Origin of the sequence: Mycobacterium hainanense (assembly GCF_041890355.1) — a bacterium.
Taxonomy (GTDB): Bacteria; Actinomycetota; Actinomycetes; order Mycobacteriales; family Mycobacteriaceae; genus Mycobacterium; species Mycobacterium hainanense.
Map to the genome: position 1 here is coordinate 3,764,280 of NZ_CP169059.1, position 17,079 is coordinate 3,781,358.

The 17,079-nt window shown below is 70.0% G+C and carries 16 protein-coding genes and 1 pseudogene; 10 read left to right on the plus strand and 7 right to left on the minus strand.

The window, feature by feature from the left end; all coding sequences use genetic code 11:
- Positions 1-24 precede the first annotated feature (24 nt).
- From ACEL92_RS17370 to ACEL92_RS17380, 3 genes are all read left to right on the plus strand, one after another.
- The gene (locus ACEL92_RS17370; RefSeq protein WP_374021957.1) at positions 25-762 is read left to right on the plus strand and encodes a Clp protease N-terminal domain-containing protein; all 738 of its coding nucleotides are present in this window, start codon (positions 25-27) and stop codon (positions 760-762) included.
- 87 nt (positions 763-849) lie between these two features.
- The gene (locus tag ACEL92_RS17375; protein WP_374021958.1) at positions 850-1,383 is read left to right on the plus strand and encodes a hypothetical protein; all 534 of its coding nucleotides are present in this window, start codon (positions 850-852) and stop codon (positions 1,381-1,383) included.
- The gene (locus ACEL92_RS17380) at positions 1,371-1,880 is read left to right on the plus strand and encodes a GNAT family N-acetyltransferase (protein ID WP_374021959.1); all 510 of its coding nucleotides are present in this window, start codon (positions 1,371-1,373) and stop codon (positions 1,878-1,880) included. The genes ACEL92_RS17375 and ACEL92_RS17380 overlap by 13 nt, the downstream gene beginning before the upstream one ends.
- Here ACEL92_RS17380 and zapE read toward each other — a convergent pair.
- Positions 1,858-2,950: pseudogene (gene zapE / locus ACEL92_RS17385) on the minus strand (cell division protein ZapE). The gene ACEL92_RS17380 and the pseudogene zapE sit on opposite strands and share 23 nt — an antisense overlap.
- On the opposite strand from zapE, the gene ACEL92_RS17390 reads away from it, so the two are divergent.
- From ACEL92_RS17390 to msrB, 4 genes are all read left to right on the plus strand, one after another.
- On the plus strand, positions 2,949-3,710 hold the full coding sequence (locus tag ACEL92_RS17390) for a pyrimidine reductase family protein (protein WP_374021960.1): 762 nt from the start codon (positions 2,949-2,951) through the stop codon (positions 3,708-3,710). The pseudogene zapE and the gene ACEL92_RS17390 sit on opposite strands and share 2 nt — an antisense overlap.
- A gap of 163 nt (positions 3,711-3,873) precedes the next feature.
- A complete protein-coding gene (locus ACEL92_RS17395; RefSeq protein WP_374021961.1) occupies positions 3,874-5,433 on the plus strand; it encodes an alpha/beta hydrolase in 1,560 nt (519 codons plus the stop codon).
- An 18-nt stretch (positions 5,434-5,451) separates the two neighbouring features.
- A complete protein-coding gene (gene aftC, locus ACEL92_RS17400) occupies positions 5,452-6,762 on the plus strand; it encodes an arabinofuranan 3-O-arabinosyltransferase (protein ID WP_374021962.1) in 1,311 nt (436 codons plus the stop codon).
- On the plus strand, positions 6,759-7,169 hold the full coding sequence (gene msrB, locus ACEL92_RS17405) for a peptide-methionine (R)-S-oxide reductase MsrB (RefSeq protein ID WP_067268938.1): 411 nt from the start codon (positions 6,759-6,761) through the stop codon (positions 7,167-7,169). Before aftC ends, msrB begins: the two co-directional genes overlap by 4 nt.
- A gap of 104 nt (positions 7,170-7,273) precedes the next feature.
- Here msrB and ACEL92_RS17410 read toward each other — a convergent pair whose 3' ends face one another.
- The 5 genes from ACEL92_RS17410 to hemE form a co-directional block, all read right to left on the minus strand.
- Positions 7,274-8,122 carry an endonuclease domain-containing protein gene (locus ACEL92_RS17410; protein WP_374021963.1) on the minus strand — a complete coding sequence of 283 codons (849 nt, stop codon included), beginning with the start codon at positions 8,120-8,122 and terminating at the stop codon, positions 7,274-7,276.
- Positions 8,123-8,245: 123 nt separating this feature from the next.
- Positions 8,246-8,998 (minus strand): class I SAM-dependent methyltransferase, encoded by a 753-nt coding sequence (locus ACEL92_RS17415; protein ID WP_374021964.1) that lies wholly within the window; start codon positions 8,996-8,998, stop codon positions 8,246-8,248.
- Positions 8,995-9,690 carry a hydrogen peroxide-dependent heme synthase gene (gene hemQ / locus ACEL92_RS17420; RefSeq protein WP_374021965.1) on the minus strand — a complete coding sequence of 232 codons (696 nt, stop codon included), beginning with the start codon at positions 9,688-9,690 and terminating at the stop codon, positions 8,995-8,997. The genes ACEL92_RS17415 and hemQ overlap by 4 nt, the downstream gene beginning before the upstream one ends.
- Before the next feature lie 5 nt (positions 9,691-9,695).
- Positions 9,696-11,051, minus strand: a complete 1,356-nt coding sequence (locus ACEL92_RS17425; RefSeq protein ID WP_374021966.1) for a protoporphyrinogen oxidase — start codon at positions 11,049-11,051, stop codon at positions 9,696-9,698.
- Complete coding sequence (hemE, locus tag ACEL92_RS17430) at positions 11,048-12,097, minus strand: uroporphyrinogen decarboxylase (protein ID WP_374021967.1); 1,050 nt, start codon at positions 12,095-12,097, stop codon at positions 11,048-11,050. Before hemE ends, ACEL92_RS17425 begins: the two co-directional genes overlap by 4 nt.
- Before the next feature lie 58 nt (positions 12,098-12,155).
- Here hemE and ACEL92_RS17435 point away from each other — a divergent pair, with 58 nt between their 5' ends.
- The 3 genes from ACEL92_RS17435 (at position 12,156) to ACEL92_RS17445 (ending at position 15,043) form a co-directional block, all read left to right on the plus strand.
- Positions 12,156-12,977: an enoyl-CoA hydratase/isomerase family protein gene (locus ACEL92_RS17435; protein WP_374021968.1), complete on the plus strand. Its 822-nt coding sequence runs from the start codon at positions 12,156-12,158 to the stop codon at positions 12,975-12,977.
- A 76-nt stretch (positions 12,978-13,053) separates the two neighbouring features.
- The gene (locus ACEL92_RS17440; RefSeq protein WP_374021969.1) at positions 13,054-13,710 is read left to right on the plus strand and encodes a DUF3000 domain-containing protein; all 657 of its coding nucleotides are present in this window, start codon (positions 13,054-13,056) and stop codon (positions 13,708-13,710) included.
- 1 nt (position 13,711) lies between these two features.
- On the plus strand, positions 13,712-15,043 hold the full coding sequence (locus ACEL92_RS17445) for an HRDC domain-containing protein (protein ID WP_374021970.1): 1,332 nt from the start codon (positions 13,712-13,714) through the stop codon (positions 15,041-15,043).
- Between the two features lie 109 nt (positions 15,044-15,152).
- On the opposite strand, the gene dxs is transcribed toward ACEL92_RS17445, so the two are convergent.
- On the minus strand, positions 15,153-17,066 hold the full coding sequence (gene dxs / locus ACEL92_RS17450; RefSeq protein ID WP_374021971.1) for a 1-deoxy-D-xylulose-5-phosphate synthase: 1,914 nt from the start codon (positions 17,064-17,066) through the stop codon (positions 15,153-15,155).
- Positions 17,067-17,079 lie beyond the last annotated feature (13 nt).

Consider the following 17,079-nt stretch of genomic DNA (forward strand, 5'->3'; position numbering starts at 1 on the left):
GAGCGTCAACCTATCGTTGACGCCATGGCCGCGCCGACCCGTATCGCCTATCCCGTCCGCCTCGACGAGCTGATCAACGCCATCAAAGCGGTGCACACCGACGCGCTGGATCAGCTGGCCGACGCCGTGCTGGCGGCCGAGCATCTGGGCGAAGTCGCCGACCACCTGATCGGGCACTTCGTTGACCAGGCGCGGCGGTCCGGGGCGTCATGGACCGACATCGGCAAGAGCATGGGCGTCACCAAGCAAGCGGCGCAAAAGCGGTTCGTCCCGCGCGCCGAGACGAACACCCTGGACCCCGAACAGGGCTTCGCCCGCTTCACGCCCCGGGCGCGTGGAGCGGTGGTAGCGGCGCAAAACGCCGCTCATGAGGCGGCCAACGACGAGATCACCCCCGCCCACCTGCTGCTCGGTGTGCTCAGTGAGCCGGCCGCGCTGGCCACGGTGTTGCTGCGCCTGCAGCAAGTCGACACCGAGTCATTGCGTGCGGCGGTGGAGCTGCCCCCGGCCGGCAGCGAAACCCCCGACCTCATCCCGTTCAGCGGGCCCGCGCGCAAAGCCCTCGAGCTGACCTTCCGCGAAGCACTTCGGCTGGGCCACAACTACATTGGCACCGAGCACCTGCTGCTGGCGCTGCTCGAGCTGGAGGACGCACCGTCCGGCGAAGGACCGCTGCGCCGGTGCGGCGTGGACAAGGGCCGCGTCGAGGCCGACCTGATCAAGGCGCTGGAATCACTGGGCGGCGGCACCGCTGCTCGATGATCGCGGGTCGTCGACCCCTCCCCCGCGCAACACCGCGTATGCGATCATTCGAAGGTTCCCTTCCCGGGTTGCCTAGGAGGCGAAGGCATGGCACAGACGCACCGCTGGCTGGTCGTCCTGTCCGCCTTCGTCGTCGCCGCGGCGAGCGTCACCGCCGTCGCCGTGCTGCCCGCCCCCCGCGCCTGGGCCGGTGACGCCCCGATCGGCCATATCGGCGACACGCTGCGGGTGGACACTGGCACCTACGTCGCGGACGTGACCGTCACCGGCGTGGCGCCCTGCGACCCGCCCCCGGGCTTCGGCTACACGCGTGAGGGGACCTTCCGGGGTTTCCCCGGCAGCTCGGTCGAGCGGGCCGACGTCATCGTTCGCGCGGTCCGGGTGCCCAACCCGTTCGTCATGGCGACCACCTTCAGCTTCGACGGCGTGACCCAGTTCGCCGACGCCTACAAGCCGCGCGCCTCCGACGCCCCCGACGCACTGGACAACGTGCTGACCAACGCGCCGAACGGGGCGATCGTGCGCGGCGAAGTGTATTGGGACGCCTACCGTGATCCCGTCTCCACGGTGGTCCTGCTGGACAGGAAGACGGGCTACCACCTGGCGCAGTGGAACCTCTGACACGCACCGTACGCGTCGTCACGACGGAATCCGTTGACGTTCAACAGCTTGCCGACGTCGCCGCGCGCACCTTCCCACTGGCGTGTCCGGCCTCGATGGCACCCGAGAACATCGCCGCGTTCGTCGACGCCAACCTGACGGCCGCCCACTTCGCCGCATACCTGGAGGATCCGCGTCGCGCGATCCTCACCGCCACGCAGGACGACCGAATCATCGGCTACGCCATGCTGATTCGCGACGATGACACCGCCGAGCTGTCCAAGATCTACGTCGCGCCGGAGCACCACGGCACCGGGGTCGCGTCCGCGCTGATGGACCTCGCGCTGACCACGGCCGACGAATGGCACGTGGATCGCCTTTGGCTGGGCGTCAACCAGGCGAACGAACGCGCGCAACGCTTCTACGCCAAGAGCGGCTTCGTGGTCAGCGGCACCCGGACCTTTCAGGTCGGCGCCGGGCGCGAGAACGACTTCGTCATGACGCGCCCGCTTCCTTGACCGTCAGCGCCAGGAGCCGAGAGATGGCCCGCAGGTACTTCTTCCGATAGCCGCCCGCCAGCATCTCGTCGCTGAAGATGGTGTCCAGCTTGGCGCCCGAGGCGACCAAGGGAATGCCGGCGTCATACAACCGGTCGGTCAGCGCCACCAGCCGCAGCGCGACGTTCTGGTCGTCGATGCCGTGCACCCCGGTCAGGAACACGGCGGTCACCCCCTCGATGAGGGTCAGATACCGCGACGGGTGCATGGTGGCCAGGTGCGCGCAAAGCGCGTCGAAATCGTCGAGCGTCGCCCCGTCGACCCGAGCGGCCCGCGCGACCACCTCGGCGTCCGACGGCGGCTGCGGCGCCGGCGGCAGGCCGCGATGCCGGTAGTCGGGACCCTCGATCCGCACGGTGGTGAAAATGCTTGCGAGCGTGTTGATTTCGCGTAGAAAGTCCTGGGCGGCGAAGCGGCCCTCGCCGAGCTGCTCGGGCAGCGTGTTGGAGGTGGCGGCCACCGACACCCCCCGCTCGACCAGCGACGAGAGCAGCCGGGATATCAGCGTGGTGTTGCCCGGGTCATCCAGCTCGAACTCGTCGATGCACACCGCCGTGTAGTCGGCCAGCAGGTCGATGCACTCGGCGAAGCCGAACACCCCGGCCAACTGGGTCAGCTCCCCAAACGTCGCGAACGCCTTCGGAGTTGACGACTCCGGACCCTCACCGGGCAGCGCGTAATAGGCCGACGCCAGCAAGTGGGTCTTGCCCACGCCGAACCCGCCGTCCAGATACAGCCCTACACCGGGCAGCACCGTCCGCCGGCCGAACAACCTTCGCCGGCCCGCGCGCCGCTCCACCGCCTGCCGGCAGAACTGTTGGCACGCCACGACGGCGGCCTCCTGCGTCGGCTCGGCCGGGTCGGGCTCATACGTCGCGAAGCTCACGTCGGCGAACGTTGGCGGCGGTCGCAATTGAGCGATCAGCCGCTCCGGCGACACACTCGGATGCCGATCCACCAGGTGCGCCACTCCCCCGGAAGTGGACCCGTGCATCCGCAGAACCCTACCGGCGTGCTGCAATCAACCCCATGGCCCTGCCCGAGACGCCGCTGTCGCTGCTCGGATCGGTGCGCGAACTCGGCGACGCTGAACTCCCCCGCCTCTACGACTACCCCGAACGCGACGGGACCTGGGTGCGGGCCAACTTCATCGCCAGCGTCGACGGCGGCGCCACCTCCGGCGGCAGCAGCGGAACGATGGGGGGTCCCGGCGACCGGTTCGTGTTCCACCTGCTCAGGGAGCTCGCCGACGTCATCATCGTCGGCGCGGGCACCGTGCGGGTCGAGGGCTACTCGGGCGCGCAGCTGAGCGTCGCCCAGCGCCAGCGGCGGCAGGCCCGCGGGCAGAGCGAAATCCCGCAACTGGCGATCGTCACCAAATCGGGCCGACTGGACCGCGACATGGGGGTGTTCACCCGGACCGAGGTGCCGCCGCTGGTCCTGACCTGCGCGGCGGCGTCGGCCCCGGCGCGCCGGATGCTCACCGACCTGTGCGAGGTGATCGACTGCTCCGGTGACGACCCCGGCGAGGTCGACGAGGCCGTCATGCTGGCGGCCCTCGGCGCTCGCGGGATGCGCCGCATCCTGACCGAGGGCGGACCGATGCTGCTCGACTCGTTGATCCGGCGCGACATGCTCGACGAGCTCTGCCTGACCATCGCGCCCTACATCGTCGGCGGCCTGGCTCGCCGCATCGCGACGGGGCCCAGCCAGCTGCTGACGCCGATGCGCTGTGCCCACGTTCTGACCGACGACGCCGGTTACCTGTACACCCGGTACGTCAAGGCCTAGCTTTACGGCGACCCGGCTGCGCCGCGCTTGCGATCGCCCTAGTCCGATGGCGGCGACCCGCGGCGCCCGGCTGCGCCGCGCTTGCGATCGCCGCTGATATGGCGGCGACCCGCGGCGCCCGGCTGCGCCGCGCTTGCGATCGCCGCTAGCTACTGTGGTCGACATGAGTCGGCAGATCACGCTCGCCACGGTGTTGATTGCGGTGACCACCGTGGTCGCCGGCTGCGTCCCGGGCCTGGCCGCCGACCCGCGCTTCGCCACCAACTCCGGCGCCCGGCCCCAGGGTGCGACCACCGCCAAGCCACCGCCCAGCGGCCCGCCCCCGATCGCGGCCCCCAAGAACGACCTGCCCTGGCACGACTGCACGGCGCGGGTGTTCGGCGACGCCGCGGTCCCCCCCGCCGCCGGGGTCCAGCTGGATTGCGCGAACTACGACGCCGACCTGGATCCCAATGGCGGCGGGACGGGCAACGTCAGCGTCGGCGTGGTCCGCGCGCGCTCCAGCCAGACCCCCCGCGACGCGGGCCCACTGGTCTTCACCACCGGCTCAGACATGCCGTCGTCGGCGCAGCTGCCGGTCTGGCTGGCGCGGGGCGGCGCCGACGTGCTGCAGACCCATCCGATCGTGGCCGTCGACCGGCGCGGCATGGGCATGTCGAACCCGATCGACTGCCGGGACTCCTCCGACCGCCAGATCATGCGCGACCAGGCGCAGTTCCAAACCGGTGACGATCCCGTCGCCAACCTCTCGGACGTCGCGAACACCGCCACCACCAACTGCACCGACGCGATCGCGCCGGGCGCGGGCGCCTACGACAACGCCCACGCCGCCTCGGACATCGAGCGGCTGCGCTCGCTGTGGGACGTCCCCGCGGTCGCGCTGGTCGGGATCGGCAACGGGGCCCAGGTGGCGCTGGCCTACGCCGCGGCGCGCCCCGACAAGGTCGCCCGACTGATCCTCGACTCGCCAGTTGCCTTGGGCGTCAACGCCGAAGCCGCCGCCGAGCAGCAGGTCAAGGGCCAGCAGGCCGCGCTCGACGCGTTCGCCGCCCAGTGCGTCGCGGTGAACTGCGCGCTGGGCCCCGACCCCAAGGGCGCCGTCGGTGCGTTGCTGGCCGACGCCCGCGCCGGTAAGGGGCCCGCCGGTGCGTCCGTGGCCGAGGTGGCGAACGCCATCACCGTCGCGCTGGGCTTCCCCTCCGACGGCCGCGTCAACACCACCACCAACCTGGCCAACGCCCTGGCGGCGGCCCGCTCCGGCGACACCAACCAGCTGACCAACCTGATCAACCACGCCAACGCCACCCAGGACTCCGACGGCCAGTTCGTCAACACCTGCAGCGACGCCGTCAACCGCCCCACTCCGGACCGGGTGCGCGAACTGGTGGTGGCGTGGGCCAAGCTGTACCCGCAGTTCGGCACCGTCGCGGCGCTCAACTTGGTCAAATGCGTGCACTGGCCGACGGGCTCGCCGCCGGCGCCGCCGAAATCGTTGAAGGTCGACGTCCTGTTGCTCGGCGTGCAGAACGACCCGATCGTCGGGACCGAAGGGGTCGCGGCGACGGCCGCGACGGTGATCAACGCCAACGCGGCCAGCAAGCGCGTGATGTGGCAAGGCATCGGCCACGGCGCCAGCATCTACTCCCCGTGCGCGGTGTCCCCGCTGATCGGCTACGTCAACAGCGGCAAACTGCCCGGAACCGACACGTACTGTCCCGCCTGATTTTCCGGCCGCACGCCGGTGTACGGTGCGCTGGTGACGGCAGCTGAATCGACCCCAACCGGCTTGCGTGATTGGACGTTCGCCGCCTTTCGTCCCCGTAGCGGCGCGCCGAGCACTGCAAGCATATTGCGGTCCGCATTGTGGCCGGTGGCCATCATGTCGGTGCTGCACCGCAGCATCATCCTGACGCTCAACGGCAACATCACCGACGACTTCAAGCCGGTGTACCGCGCCGTCCTGAACTTCCGGCGCGGCTGGGACATCTACAACGAACACTTCGACTACGTCGACCCGCACTACCTGTACCCACCGGGCGGCACGCTGCTGATGGCGCCGTTCGGGTACCTGTCCTTCACGCCGTCGCGGTACCTGTTCATCCTGATCAACACCGTGGCCATCCTGATCGCCTGGTATCTGCTGCTGCGGCTGTTCAAGTTCACGCTGTCGTCGGTGGCCGCGCCCGCCCTGCTGCTGGCCATGTTCTGCACGGAAAGCGTCACCAGCACGCTGGTCTTCACCAACATCAACGGCTGCGTGCTGCTGGCGGAGGTGCTGTTTTTGCGGTGGATGCTGGACGGAAAGGTCCGGCACGAGTGGTGGGCCGGGCTGGTCATCGGGTTGACGCTCACGCTCAAACCCGTGCTGGGTCCGCTGCTGCTGCTGCCCCTGCTGAACCGCCAGTGGCGGACGCTGGTGCCCGCGTTCCTCGTCCCGATCGCCATCAACGCGGTGGCCTGGCCGCTGGTCAGCGATCCCACCGATTTCGTCACCCGCACGCTGCCCTACATCGGCGGTGTCCGGGACTACTTCAACAGCTCGATCGAGGGCAACGGCGTGTACTTCGGCCTGCCCACCTGGCTGATCGTCTTCCTGCGACTTCTGTTCACCGTGCTCGCGATCGGCGCGCTGTGGCTGCTCTACCGCTACCACCGCACCCGCGACCCGCTGTTCTGGTTCACCACCTCGTCGGGCGTGCTGCTGCTGTGGTCGTGGCTGGTGTTGCCGCTGGCCCAGGGCTACTACTCGATGATGCTGTTCCCGTTCCTGATGACGGTCGTGCTGCGGAACTCGCTGATCCGCAACTGGCCGGCGTGGCTGGGGATCTACGGGTTCCTCACGCTCGACGACTGGTTGATCTACCGGTACATGAGGTATGGCCGCGCCCTGCACTACCTCAAGATCACCTATGGCTGGTCGCTGCTGCTGATCGTGGTGTTCACCGTGCTCCTGTTCCGCTACCTCGATGCGAAGGCCGAGGACCGGCTGGACGAGGGCATCGATCCGGCGTGGCTGACGGCGGAGCGGGGGAAGGCTAGCGTGGAGGCATGACTAGCCCGAAGCTGCAGCTGACCGACGACGAGTGGCGCCAGAAGCTGACGCCCGAAGAGTTTCACGTGCTGCGCCGCGCCGGCACCGAGCGGCCGTTCACCGGTGAGTACACCGACACCAAAACCGAAGGCATCTACCAGTGCCGGGCCTGCGGCGCCGAACTGTTCCGCAGCACAGAGAAATTCGAGTCGCACTGCGGCTGGCCGTCGTTCTTCGACCCGGCCAATTCCGACGCAGTGATCCTGCGGCCCGACCACTCGATGGGAACCACGCGCACCGAGGTGCTCTGCGCGAACTGCCACAGCCACCTGGGCCACGTGTTCACCGGCGAGGGCTACCCGACGCCGACCGACCAGCGCTACTGCATCAACTCCATCTCGCTGCGCCTGGTGCCGGCGGGGGCGTAGTCCCTTCACTGCAGTCGGCTGCAGCTGGCTGACAGCCGCGACAGCCAGCTGCAATCGCGACACGTAGACCGTTGCGACGACACGCCGGCGTGCGTCGCAACGGTTTATATCTCGCGGCATCCGCGGCGGACGAGTGCGTCGCGCACGCGACGCACGACGTCCTGCGGCTTGTCCTCCGCGATCACCCGGATGACGATCCAGCCAAGCTCCTCGAGCTTGCGCAACCGCCACTGGTCTCGGGCATACTGACGGCGGTCGGTGCGATGCTGGTCACCGTCGTACTCGGCGGCCACTTTGTATCTCTCCCAACCCATATCGAGCACGCCGACCGTTCGCCAGTTTTCGTTCACGGGTATCTGCGTCTCCGGAGCGGGCAATCCGGCGTCGATCAGCAAGAGTCGTAGCCACGTCTCCTTGGGCGACGCGGCGCCTGCGTCAACGAGCGGTAGGACCCTGCGCAACAGGCGCAACCCCCTCGCGCCCGGATGCCGCTTGGCCTGCAACAACACCTCCTCGACATCAAACGGCGTGGCCCGCATCAGGGCGTCGAGCCGCGCAACCGCCTCCCCAAAAGGCGGTTGCCGAGCCACGTCAAACGCTGTGCGAGCGACTGTGGTCACGGAAAGACCCGCGACACGGGTGACCTCATCCGGCCCAAGTCGGTGATTGCGAGTGATCACGCCATCGGGAGCGTGCTGGTTACGCCAGATCAACTCGATGGGCTCCTCGTCGTCGATCCAATTCGAGCCGTGCAGCGCGGCAGCGGCAAGCCCGGCCACCACACCGCGTCGGCCTGACCAGAGCCATGCCCCCACGGAACGCGTCCGCAAGGACGGGATCGCCCGCTCCCCCAGGTACACATCCGGGTAGATGGCCCGAAATCCGACCCTCAGCTGATACGGGCTAAGCCTGCCCTCCCGCACGGCCTCGCTGCCAATAAACACTTCGTCCATAAACGAAAGACGCGGGCACGCGGCGCGTGGATCCCCAGATATAAACGGCTGCGAGGAGTTTCGGCGCGTCGTCGCAGACGTTTACGTGTCGCGGGAAGGAGGGGCGCGACAGACGAGGCGAAATCAGTCGACGCGGGTGGCGTGCACTTCCCAGAACGGGGCGTGCGCCCGCGCGCCCTCGAGCCAGGGCTCGATCACGCGGAAGCGCTCCAGCAACACCTGCGCCTGATCGGCCATGTCGGGGTTGCGCGCGGCCATCAGCTCGATGGATTCCACGCTGATGTTGACCTGGTAGGTGGTCGTGCCGAGATATGTGATCTCCCAGCCGCCGGCCGGAAGCACGTCGCGAAAGTCGTTCTCGGACAACGACCGCAGCATCTTGAAGCCGTTGATGTTGTGTTGGCCGAACTCGTACATGTACAGCCGCGCGCCGGGCTTGGTCGCGCGGTGCAGCGCGCGCACGTAGGACTGCCGGAGCTCGGGCTCTGTGCTGAACGTGTGGTAGAAGGCGCAGTCGACGACGGTGTCGAACCGGCCGTCGAACCCGTCCAGCTTGGTGGCGTCGGCGAGTTCGAAAGTGACCGACACGCCGGCCTTTTCGGCGTTCTTCCGGGCCCGCTCGATGGCTCCCGCCGAGCCGTCGATGCCGGTCGCGGCGTAGCCCTTCGAGGCGTAGTAGATCGCGTGATGGCCCGGCCCGGTGCCCGGGTCGAGCACCTCACCCTTGATCGCACCCAGCGCGACCAGCTGCTGGACCACCGGCTGGGGGCCGCCGATGTCCCACGGCGTTGCGGCGGGTAGGCCGTGCGACGTCCGCTCGTCGCGGTACATCTGCTCGAAACGGGTGGGGTCGTTGGGATCGAATGCGGTCGTCATGGCAGCGCGTTCACCAACTGCTCGACCGACACCCGAGGACCGGTGAAAAACGGCGTCTCCTCGCGGGTGTGCCTGCGGGCGTCGGTGGCCCGCAGCTCGCGCATCAGGTCGACGATGCGGTGCAATTCGGGGGCCTCGAAGGCCAGCAGCCATTCGTAGTCGCCCAGCGCGAACGCCGGCACCGTGTTGGCGCGCACGTCCTTGTACTCGCGGGCGGCCATGCCGTGTTCGGCGAGCATGCGGCGCCGTTCCTCGTCGGGCAGCAGGTACCACTCGTAGGACCGGACGAACGGGTACACGCAGACGTAGTTGCCGGGCTCCTCGCCCGCCAGGAACGCCGGGATGTGGCTCTTGTTGAACTCCGCCGGCCGATGCAGCGCCACGCTGCTCCACACCGGCGAGCAGGCCCGCCCCAGCGTCGTGGTGCGGCGGAAGTCGGCGTAGGTCGCCTGCAGCGCTTCGACGTTGTCGGCGTGCGTCCAGACCATGAAGTCGGCGTCGGCCCGCAGGCCCGCCACATCGTAGAGTCCGCGCACCACGACGCCGCGCTCCTCCTGCTGCTTGAAAAACCGCGATGCGTCATCGATCACGGCGTCGCGCTGTTCCCCGAGCACGCCCGGCCGCACCGAGAAGACCGAGAACATCAGGTAGCGGATCGTGGCGTTGAGGGTGTCGTAGTCGAGCTTGGCCATGGCACCTATCGTGCCACTTTCAGATCGAGGGCCTCGACCGCGCGCCCGGCGGCCCCGACGCACGCCGGCACACCGATGCCGTCGAGGTAGCTGCCCGCCACGGCCAGCGTCGGCGGCAGTCCCGCCCGTATCTGGGCGACCAGCTCCGCGTGGCCCGGCCCGTACTGCGGCATGGCCTCGATCCAGCGTTGCACGCGGACGTCCAGGAGGTCGACGGCCAGGCCGAACACGTCGACCAGGTCGCTCAACGCCCAGCCCAGTAACTCGTCGTCGGAGACGCCGGTGGCCACGCCGTCGCCGCACCGGCCGAACGACAGCCGCAGCAGCTGGGCGTCCCCACGGGCGCCCCACTTGCGCGACGAGAGCGTGATCGCCTTGCCCCGCAACCGCTCTCCGGTCGCGACCAGCACCCCGGAGCAGTCGGGAAAGGGAGTGTCGCCCGGCACCGCAAGCCCCACCACCACCGACGACGCGTTGGTGATCCGGCCGGCGGCGGCGGCGCTGCCCGGGGCGATCTCGGCGAGCAGGGCCGCCACGCAGTGGGCCGGGACGGCCAGGATCACCGCGTCGGCGTGCCGGCGGGCGCCGCTGTCATCGAGCAGCGACCAGCCGGCCTCGCCGCGGTCCACCCGCTGCACCGCGGCCCGCACCCAATGCGGCCGGCCGCGCGCGACGAGCGCGTCGAGCAGCACCTGGTAGCCGCCATCGAGCGCCCCGAACACCGGCGCGCCGGTCGCCGGCGGCAGCGCCTGCCGCACCGCGTCCGTCAGGCTGGAGGCGCCGCGGTCCAACGCCGCCGCGACGCCGGGGGCCGCCGCGCGCAGACCGATCGTCGCCGCCGAGCCCGCATACACCCCTCGCAGCAGCGGGTCCACCGACCGGGCCACGACCTGCTCGCCGAACCGCTCGCCGACCAGTTCGGCCGTCGCGGGGTCGTCGCCGGGTCGCCACGCCAGGGCGCGGGCCGGTTCGTCCTCGATGCGCGCGACGGTCGCCTCGTCGACCAGCCCCGCCACCGAGGTGGCCGACGACGGAATCCCGACGACCGTGCCGGCGGGCAGCGGGTGCAGGCTCCGCTGGCTGTAGATCAACGGGCGGGCGCCGGTGGACACCAGTTGGCGGCCGGCCAGGCCCAGTTCGGCCAGCAGCGCCGGCATCTCCGGCCGGCGCAGCACGAACGCCTCGGCGCCCAGGTCCATGGTCTGCCCGCCGACGCGCTCGGTCCGCAAGATGCCGCCGAGCCGGTCGGCGGGATCAAACAGCGTGATGTCCGCCTCGTCACCCACCGCGACGCGCAGCCGATAGGCCGCCGTCAGCCCCGAAATCCCGCCCCCGACAACGCAATACGACGGAACGGTCATAGGGAGTGGACCAGCGCCACCAGGTCGGTCAGCACGCCGGGGTCGGTGTCCGGCAGCACACCGTGGCCCAGGTTGAAGACGTGACCGGTCGCGCCCGCGTCGACCGCCCGGCGGCCGTCCTCGACGACGGCGCGGGCGGCGCGTTCCACGGCAGGCCATCCGGCCATCAGCACCACCGGGTCGAGGTTGCCCTGCAGCGCCGTGCCGGGCGCGACCCGGGCGGCCGCGTCAGTCAGCGCGGTGCGCCAGTCGACGCCCACCACCGTCGCGCCGACCGTCGACATGGCGCCCAGCAGTTCGGCGGTGCCGACCCCGAAGTGCGTCATCGGCACGCCGTATTCGGCGAGCGCGCCGAACACCCGGGCGCTGTGCGGTTGCACGTAGGTGCGGTAGTCGGCGAGCGACAGGGCGCCCGCCCACGAGTCGAACACCTGAATGGCGTCCACTCCCGCCTCCAGCTGCACGCGCAGGAAGCCGACGGTGATGTCGGTCAGCTTCTCCATCAGCGCGTGCCAGCTGTCCGGTTCGGCCAGCATCATCGCCTTGGTGCGAGCGTGGTGGCGGCTGGGGCCACCCTCGATCAAGTAGGACGCCAGGGTGAACGGCGCCCCCGCGAACCCGATCAGCGGGACCGCGCCGAGCGCGGCCACCAGCAGCGTGACCGCGTCGGAAACCGGCTGAATCCGTTGGCGGTCAAGGGGTTTCATCGCGTCGACGTCGGCGGCGGTGCGCACCGGCGACGCGATCACCGGTCCGACGCCCGCGACGATGTCGAGGTCGACGCCCGCGCCGAGCAGCGGCACCACGATGTCGGAGAACAAGATCGCCGCGTCGACGTCGTGGCGCCGCACCGGCTGCAGGGTGATCTCGCAGACCAGCTCGGCGTCGAAACAGGCCGCCAGCATGTCGGTCTGGGCCCGCAGCGCGCGGTATTCGGGCAGCGAACGACCGGCCTGCCGCATGAACCACACCGGGGGCCGACCGGGCTTGCCGCCGGTGGCGGCGGCCAGATACGGCGACTCGGGGAGGTCGCGACGGGTGCTCATCGTCCTCAATGCTGCCACGGCGGCGGCCCCGTCCCCGCGCTGCGTACTATCAACCACCGTGCCGGTCAGCCAGCCCCCCGTGAATTACGACGAGTTCCCCAGCCTGCGCTGCGAGGTGGGCGACCACGGCATCCTGACGCTGGTTCTCGACGCCCCCGGCCTCAACTCGGTGGGTCCGCAGATGCACCGCGACCTCGCCGACATTTGGCCGACGATCGCCCGCGACCCCGACGTGCGCGTCGTGCTGGTCCGCGGCGAAGGCAAGGCCTTCTCCTCCGGCGGCAGCTTCGACCTGATCGCCGAAACCATCGGCGAGTACGAGGGCCGGATCCGCATCATGCGGGAGGCCCGCGACCTGGTGCTCAACATGGTCAACTTCGACAAGCCGGTCGTCTCGGCGATCCGGGGACCGGCCGTCGGCGCGGGCCTGGTGGTGGCGCTGCTCGCCGACGTCTCGGTGGCGGGCCGCACGGCGAAACTCATCGACGGGCACACGAAGCTGGGGGTGGCCGCGGGCGACCACGCCGCGATCTGCTGGCCGCTGCTGGTCGGCATGGCCAAGGCCAAGTACTACCTGCTCACCTGCGAGACGCTGCTCGGGGAAGAGGCCGAGCGGATCGGCCTGGTATCCACCTGCGTCGACGACGACGACGTGCTGTCGACGGCCACGCGGATCGCCGAGGACCTGGCTCGGGGCGCGCAGAACGCCATTCGCTGGACCAAGCACAGCCTCAACTACTGGTACCGCATGTTCGCGCCCGCCTTCGACACCTCGCTCGGCCTGGAGTTCCTCAGCTTCAGTGGCCCCGACGTGCAGGAGGGCTTGGCCGCGCATCGTGAGAAGCGACCCGCCCGATTTACCGGCGGAAACGCCTCCTGAGCTGGTTCGATACGCTCCGATGAGGTCTGGTAACGGCTTGGTCGCGGTCGGCGCGCCTGGTTTCGCCTGTCGGCCGATGGGTCTACCGTCTGACCCTGTGACCCGTGCCGCGACGACGAAGAGCGACCGGGATGAACAGGAGCGGCGCCAAGTGACCTCAGCTGAACCGGAGCCATTCCGCGAGGCGGTAGCGGCGATGAACGGCGTCATCGTGCGGCCGGAACTTGAGCTGGGCCCGATCCGTCCACCCCAACGCCTGGCGCCCTACAGCTACGCGCTGGGCGCCGAGGTCAAACACCCCGACCGCGAGATCGTGCCGGAGCGGTCCGACGGCGACGCGTTCGGCCGGCTGATCCTGCTGTACGACCCGGAAGGCGCCGACGCATGGGACGGCACCATCCGGCTGGTCGCCTACATTCAGGCCGACCTGGACCCCAGCGAGGCCGTCGACCCCCTGCTGCCCGAGGTGGCGTGGAGCTGGCTGGTGGACGCGCTGGAGTCCCGGATGGAGCAGGTCACCGCCCTGGGCGGCACCGTCACCGCGACGACCTCCGTGCGTTACGGGGACATCTCCGGGCCACCGCGCGCGCATCAGTTGGAGCTGCGGGCGTCGTGGACGGCGACCACGCCGCAAGTCGGCGTCCATGTCGAAGCCTTCTGTGAGGTACTGGAACACGCGGCGGGCCTCCCCCCGACGGGCGTCACCGATCTGAGCTCCCGGTCACGCGCCTGACATGTGCGAACCGGACGCCCCCGGGCCCGGCAGCACTGTGCCCGACAACAGCGAGCCCGACAACAGCGAGCCCGACAACCCCGAACCCCAGCCCACGCCGCTGCTGCACCCCGCCGAAGGCATTCCCGACCTCTCGGTGACGGTCCGGCAGATCCAAGACGCCGCGAAGCTGCTGGAGCGTGGCCACGGACCGTTCGCCGTGGACGCCGAGCGGGCGTCGGGTTTTCGGTACTCCAACCGGGCGTACCTGATTCAGATCCGCCGGGCCGGCGCCGGCACGGTGCTCATCGACCCGGTCAGCCACGGAGCTGACCCGCTGGAGGCGCTGCGGCCCGTCGCCGAGGTGCTGAGCGAAGACGAATGGATCTTGCATTCCGCCGACCAGGACCTGCCCTGCCTGGCGGAGGTCGGCCTGCGGCCGCCGGCCCTCTACGACACCGAGCTGGCCGGGCGGCTGGCCGGTTTCGAGCGGGTGAACCTCGCGACCATGGTGGAGCGGCTGCTGGGTTCCGGACTGGCCAAGGGCCACGGGGCGGCCGACTGGTCCAAGCGCCCGCTGCCCGAGGAATGGCTCAACTACGCGGCGCTGGACGTGGAGCTGCTCATCGAGCTGCGGGCCGCGATCGCCGACGTCCTGGCCGAGCAGGGCAAAACAGATTGGGCCGCGGAGGAATTCGACTATCTGCGGGCGGTGGGGTCCAGGGATCCCAGCTCCGTGGCGCGACCGGACCGGTGGCGGCGCACGTCGGGAATCCACCGGGTGCGCGACCAGCGTGGGCTGGCCGCGGTTCGCGAGCTCTGGCTGACCCGCGACCGCATCGCCCAGCGCCGTGACATCGCGCCGCGGCGCATCCTGCCCGACTCGGCCATCATCGAGGCCGCCATCGCCGACCCGAAGACGATCGAGGACCTCACCGCGCTGCCAGTGTTCGGCGGGCGCAATCAACGCCGCAGCGCCCCCACCTGGCTGGGCGCGCTAGAGGCCGCCCGGCGAACGAAGAACCCGCCCGCCGATGCCGAACCGCCCAACGGCCCGCCTCCGCCCGCGCGCTGGAGCCGGCGCAAACCGGAGGCGGCCGCGCGGCTGGAGGCGGCGCGGGCGGCGCTGTCGCGAGTGTCGGAGCAGGTGCACGTCCCCACCGAAAACCTGGTCTCACCCGATCTGGTGCGACGGCTGTGCTGGGACTGGGAGCCGGCGCCCGATCCCCTCGATGCCGTCGAAACGTTTCTGCGCGCCGGGCAGGCCCGGCGGTGGCAGCGGGCACTGGTGGATCCCCCGCTGGCGCAGGCGCTGCAGCCCACGGCCGAGCAGGAACCCGAGAACTCCGACTAATCGCGGCGCGCGGCGCCGAACGTGCAACCACTGCGAAAAATCGCGCCCGGAACCGCACTGAGTGCACGTTGGGCGAAAGGTCATCGCGTATGACGACGCCGCGGGCGGCTCAGTCGAGGTGTTCGCGGATCTCCGCTTCGGTGACGGAACTGCCCAACGCGGCCACCCAACCGGTGATGCGGCGGGCCACGTCCTGATCGGTCAGCCCGAGGTCGGCCAGCAGCTCACCCCGCGAGGCATGCTCGTAGAACCGCTGCGACAGCCCGACGTCGCGGCACGGAACGTCGATGTCGGCGTTGCGCAGCGCGGCGGACACCGCCGACCCCACGCCGCCGCTGACGCCGTTGTCCTCGCAGGTGACGACCAGTTTGTGCTGCGCGGCGAGCTCGAGCACCCCGTCGGACACGGGCAGCACCCAGCGCGGGTCGATCACCGTCACGCCGATCCCCTGGTTGTGCAGCCGCTTGGCCACCTCCAACGCCATCGGGACGAACGCGCCGACGCCCACCAGCAGCACGTCGTGGTTCAACCCGCCGGCCGGCACCGCAAGCACGTCCACGCCCGAGCGCCGCTCCAGCGCCGGAATGTCTTCGCCCACATCGCCTTTGGGGAACCGCAGGGCGGTCGGGCCGTCGTTGACGTCGAGGGCCTCGCCGAGCTCCTCGCGCAGCCGGGTGGCGTCCCGGGGTGCCGCCACCCGCATGCCCGGCACGATGCCGAGCACGGACATGTCCCACATGCCGTTGTGGCTGGCGCCGTCGTTACCGGTGATGCCGGCGCGGTCCAGCACCATGGTGACGGGCAGCTTGTGCAACGCCACGTCCATCATGATCTGGTCGAAGGCGCGGTTGAGGAACGTCGAATAGATGGCCACCACCGGGTGCATGCCGCCCATCGCCAGGCCCGCGGCCGACGTCAGGGCGTGCTGCTCGGCGATGCCGACGTCGAAGAGCCGATCCGGGAACTGCTGGCCGAAGGGGCTCAGGCCGGTCGGGCCCGGCATCGCCGCGGTGATGGCCACGATGTCGCGGCGCTTCTTGGCGTAGCCGATGAGCGCGTCGGAGAACGTCGCGGTCCAGCCGGGGCCGGCGATCTTGGTGGCCTGCCCGGTGACCGGGTCGATCACGCCGCAGGAGTGCATCTGCTCCGCCTCGTCGTCCTCGGCCGGGCCGAAGCCCATCCCCTTGCGGGTGACGACGTGCACGATCACCGGCCGGCCGAACCCGCGGGCGTGCCGCAGCGCCATCTCCACCGCGCGTTCGTCGTGGCCGTCGACCGGTCCGACGTATTTGAGTCCAAGGTCGGTGAACAGCAGCTGCGGGGACAGCGAATCCTTGATGCCCACCTTGACGCTGTGCATGAACCGGTAGGCGAGCTCGCCGAAGAACGGCATCGAGCGCACCGCGTCGCGGCCCTTCTCCAGCGCCTGCTCGTAGGCCGGCTGCAGCCGCAGGGTGGCCAGGCGGTCGGCGACGCCGCCGATGGTCGGCGCGTAGCTGCGGCCGTTGTCGTTGACCACGATGATCACCGGACGGCGCGACGCGGCGATGTTGTTCAGCGCCTCCCAGCACATGCCGCCCGTGAGGGCGCCGTCACCGACCACGGCGACCACGTGCCGGTTGCGGTGGCCGGTCAGCTCGAACGCCTTGGCCAGGCCGTCCGCGTACGACAGCGCGGCGCTGGCGTGGCTGGACTCGACCCAGTCGTGTTCGCTCTCGGCGCGCGACGGATAGCCCGACAGGCCACCCTTCTTGCGCAGGCTCTCGAAGTCCCGGGCCCGGCCGGTCAGCATCTTGTGGACGTACGCCTGATGACCGGTGTCGAACACGATCGGGTCGTGCGGCGAGTCGAACACCCGGTGCAGCGCCAGCGTCAACTCGACCACGCCGAGGTTGGGCCCCAGGTGTCCCCCGGTGGCAGCGACCTTGTGGATCAGGAACTGGCGAATCTCGGCGGCCAGTTCGCGCAGCTGCTGCCCCGACAGGTGCTGCAGATCAGCGGGCCCGCGGATCTGTTCCAGCATCCCGATAGTCTAC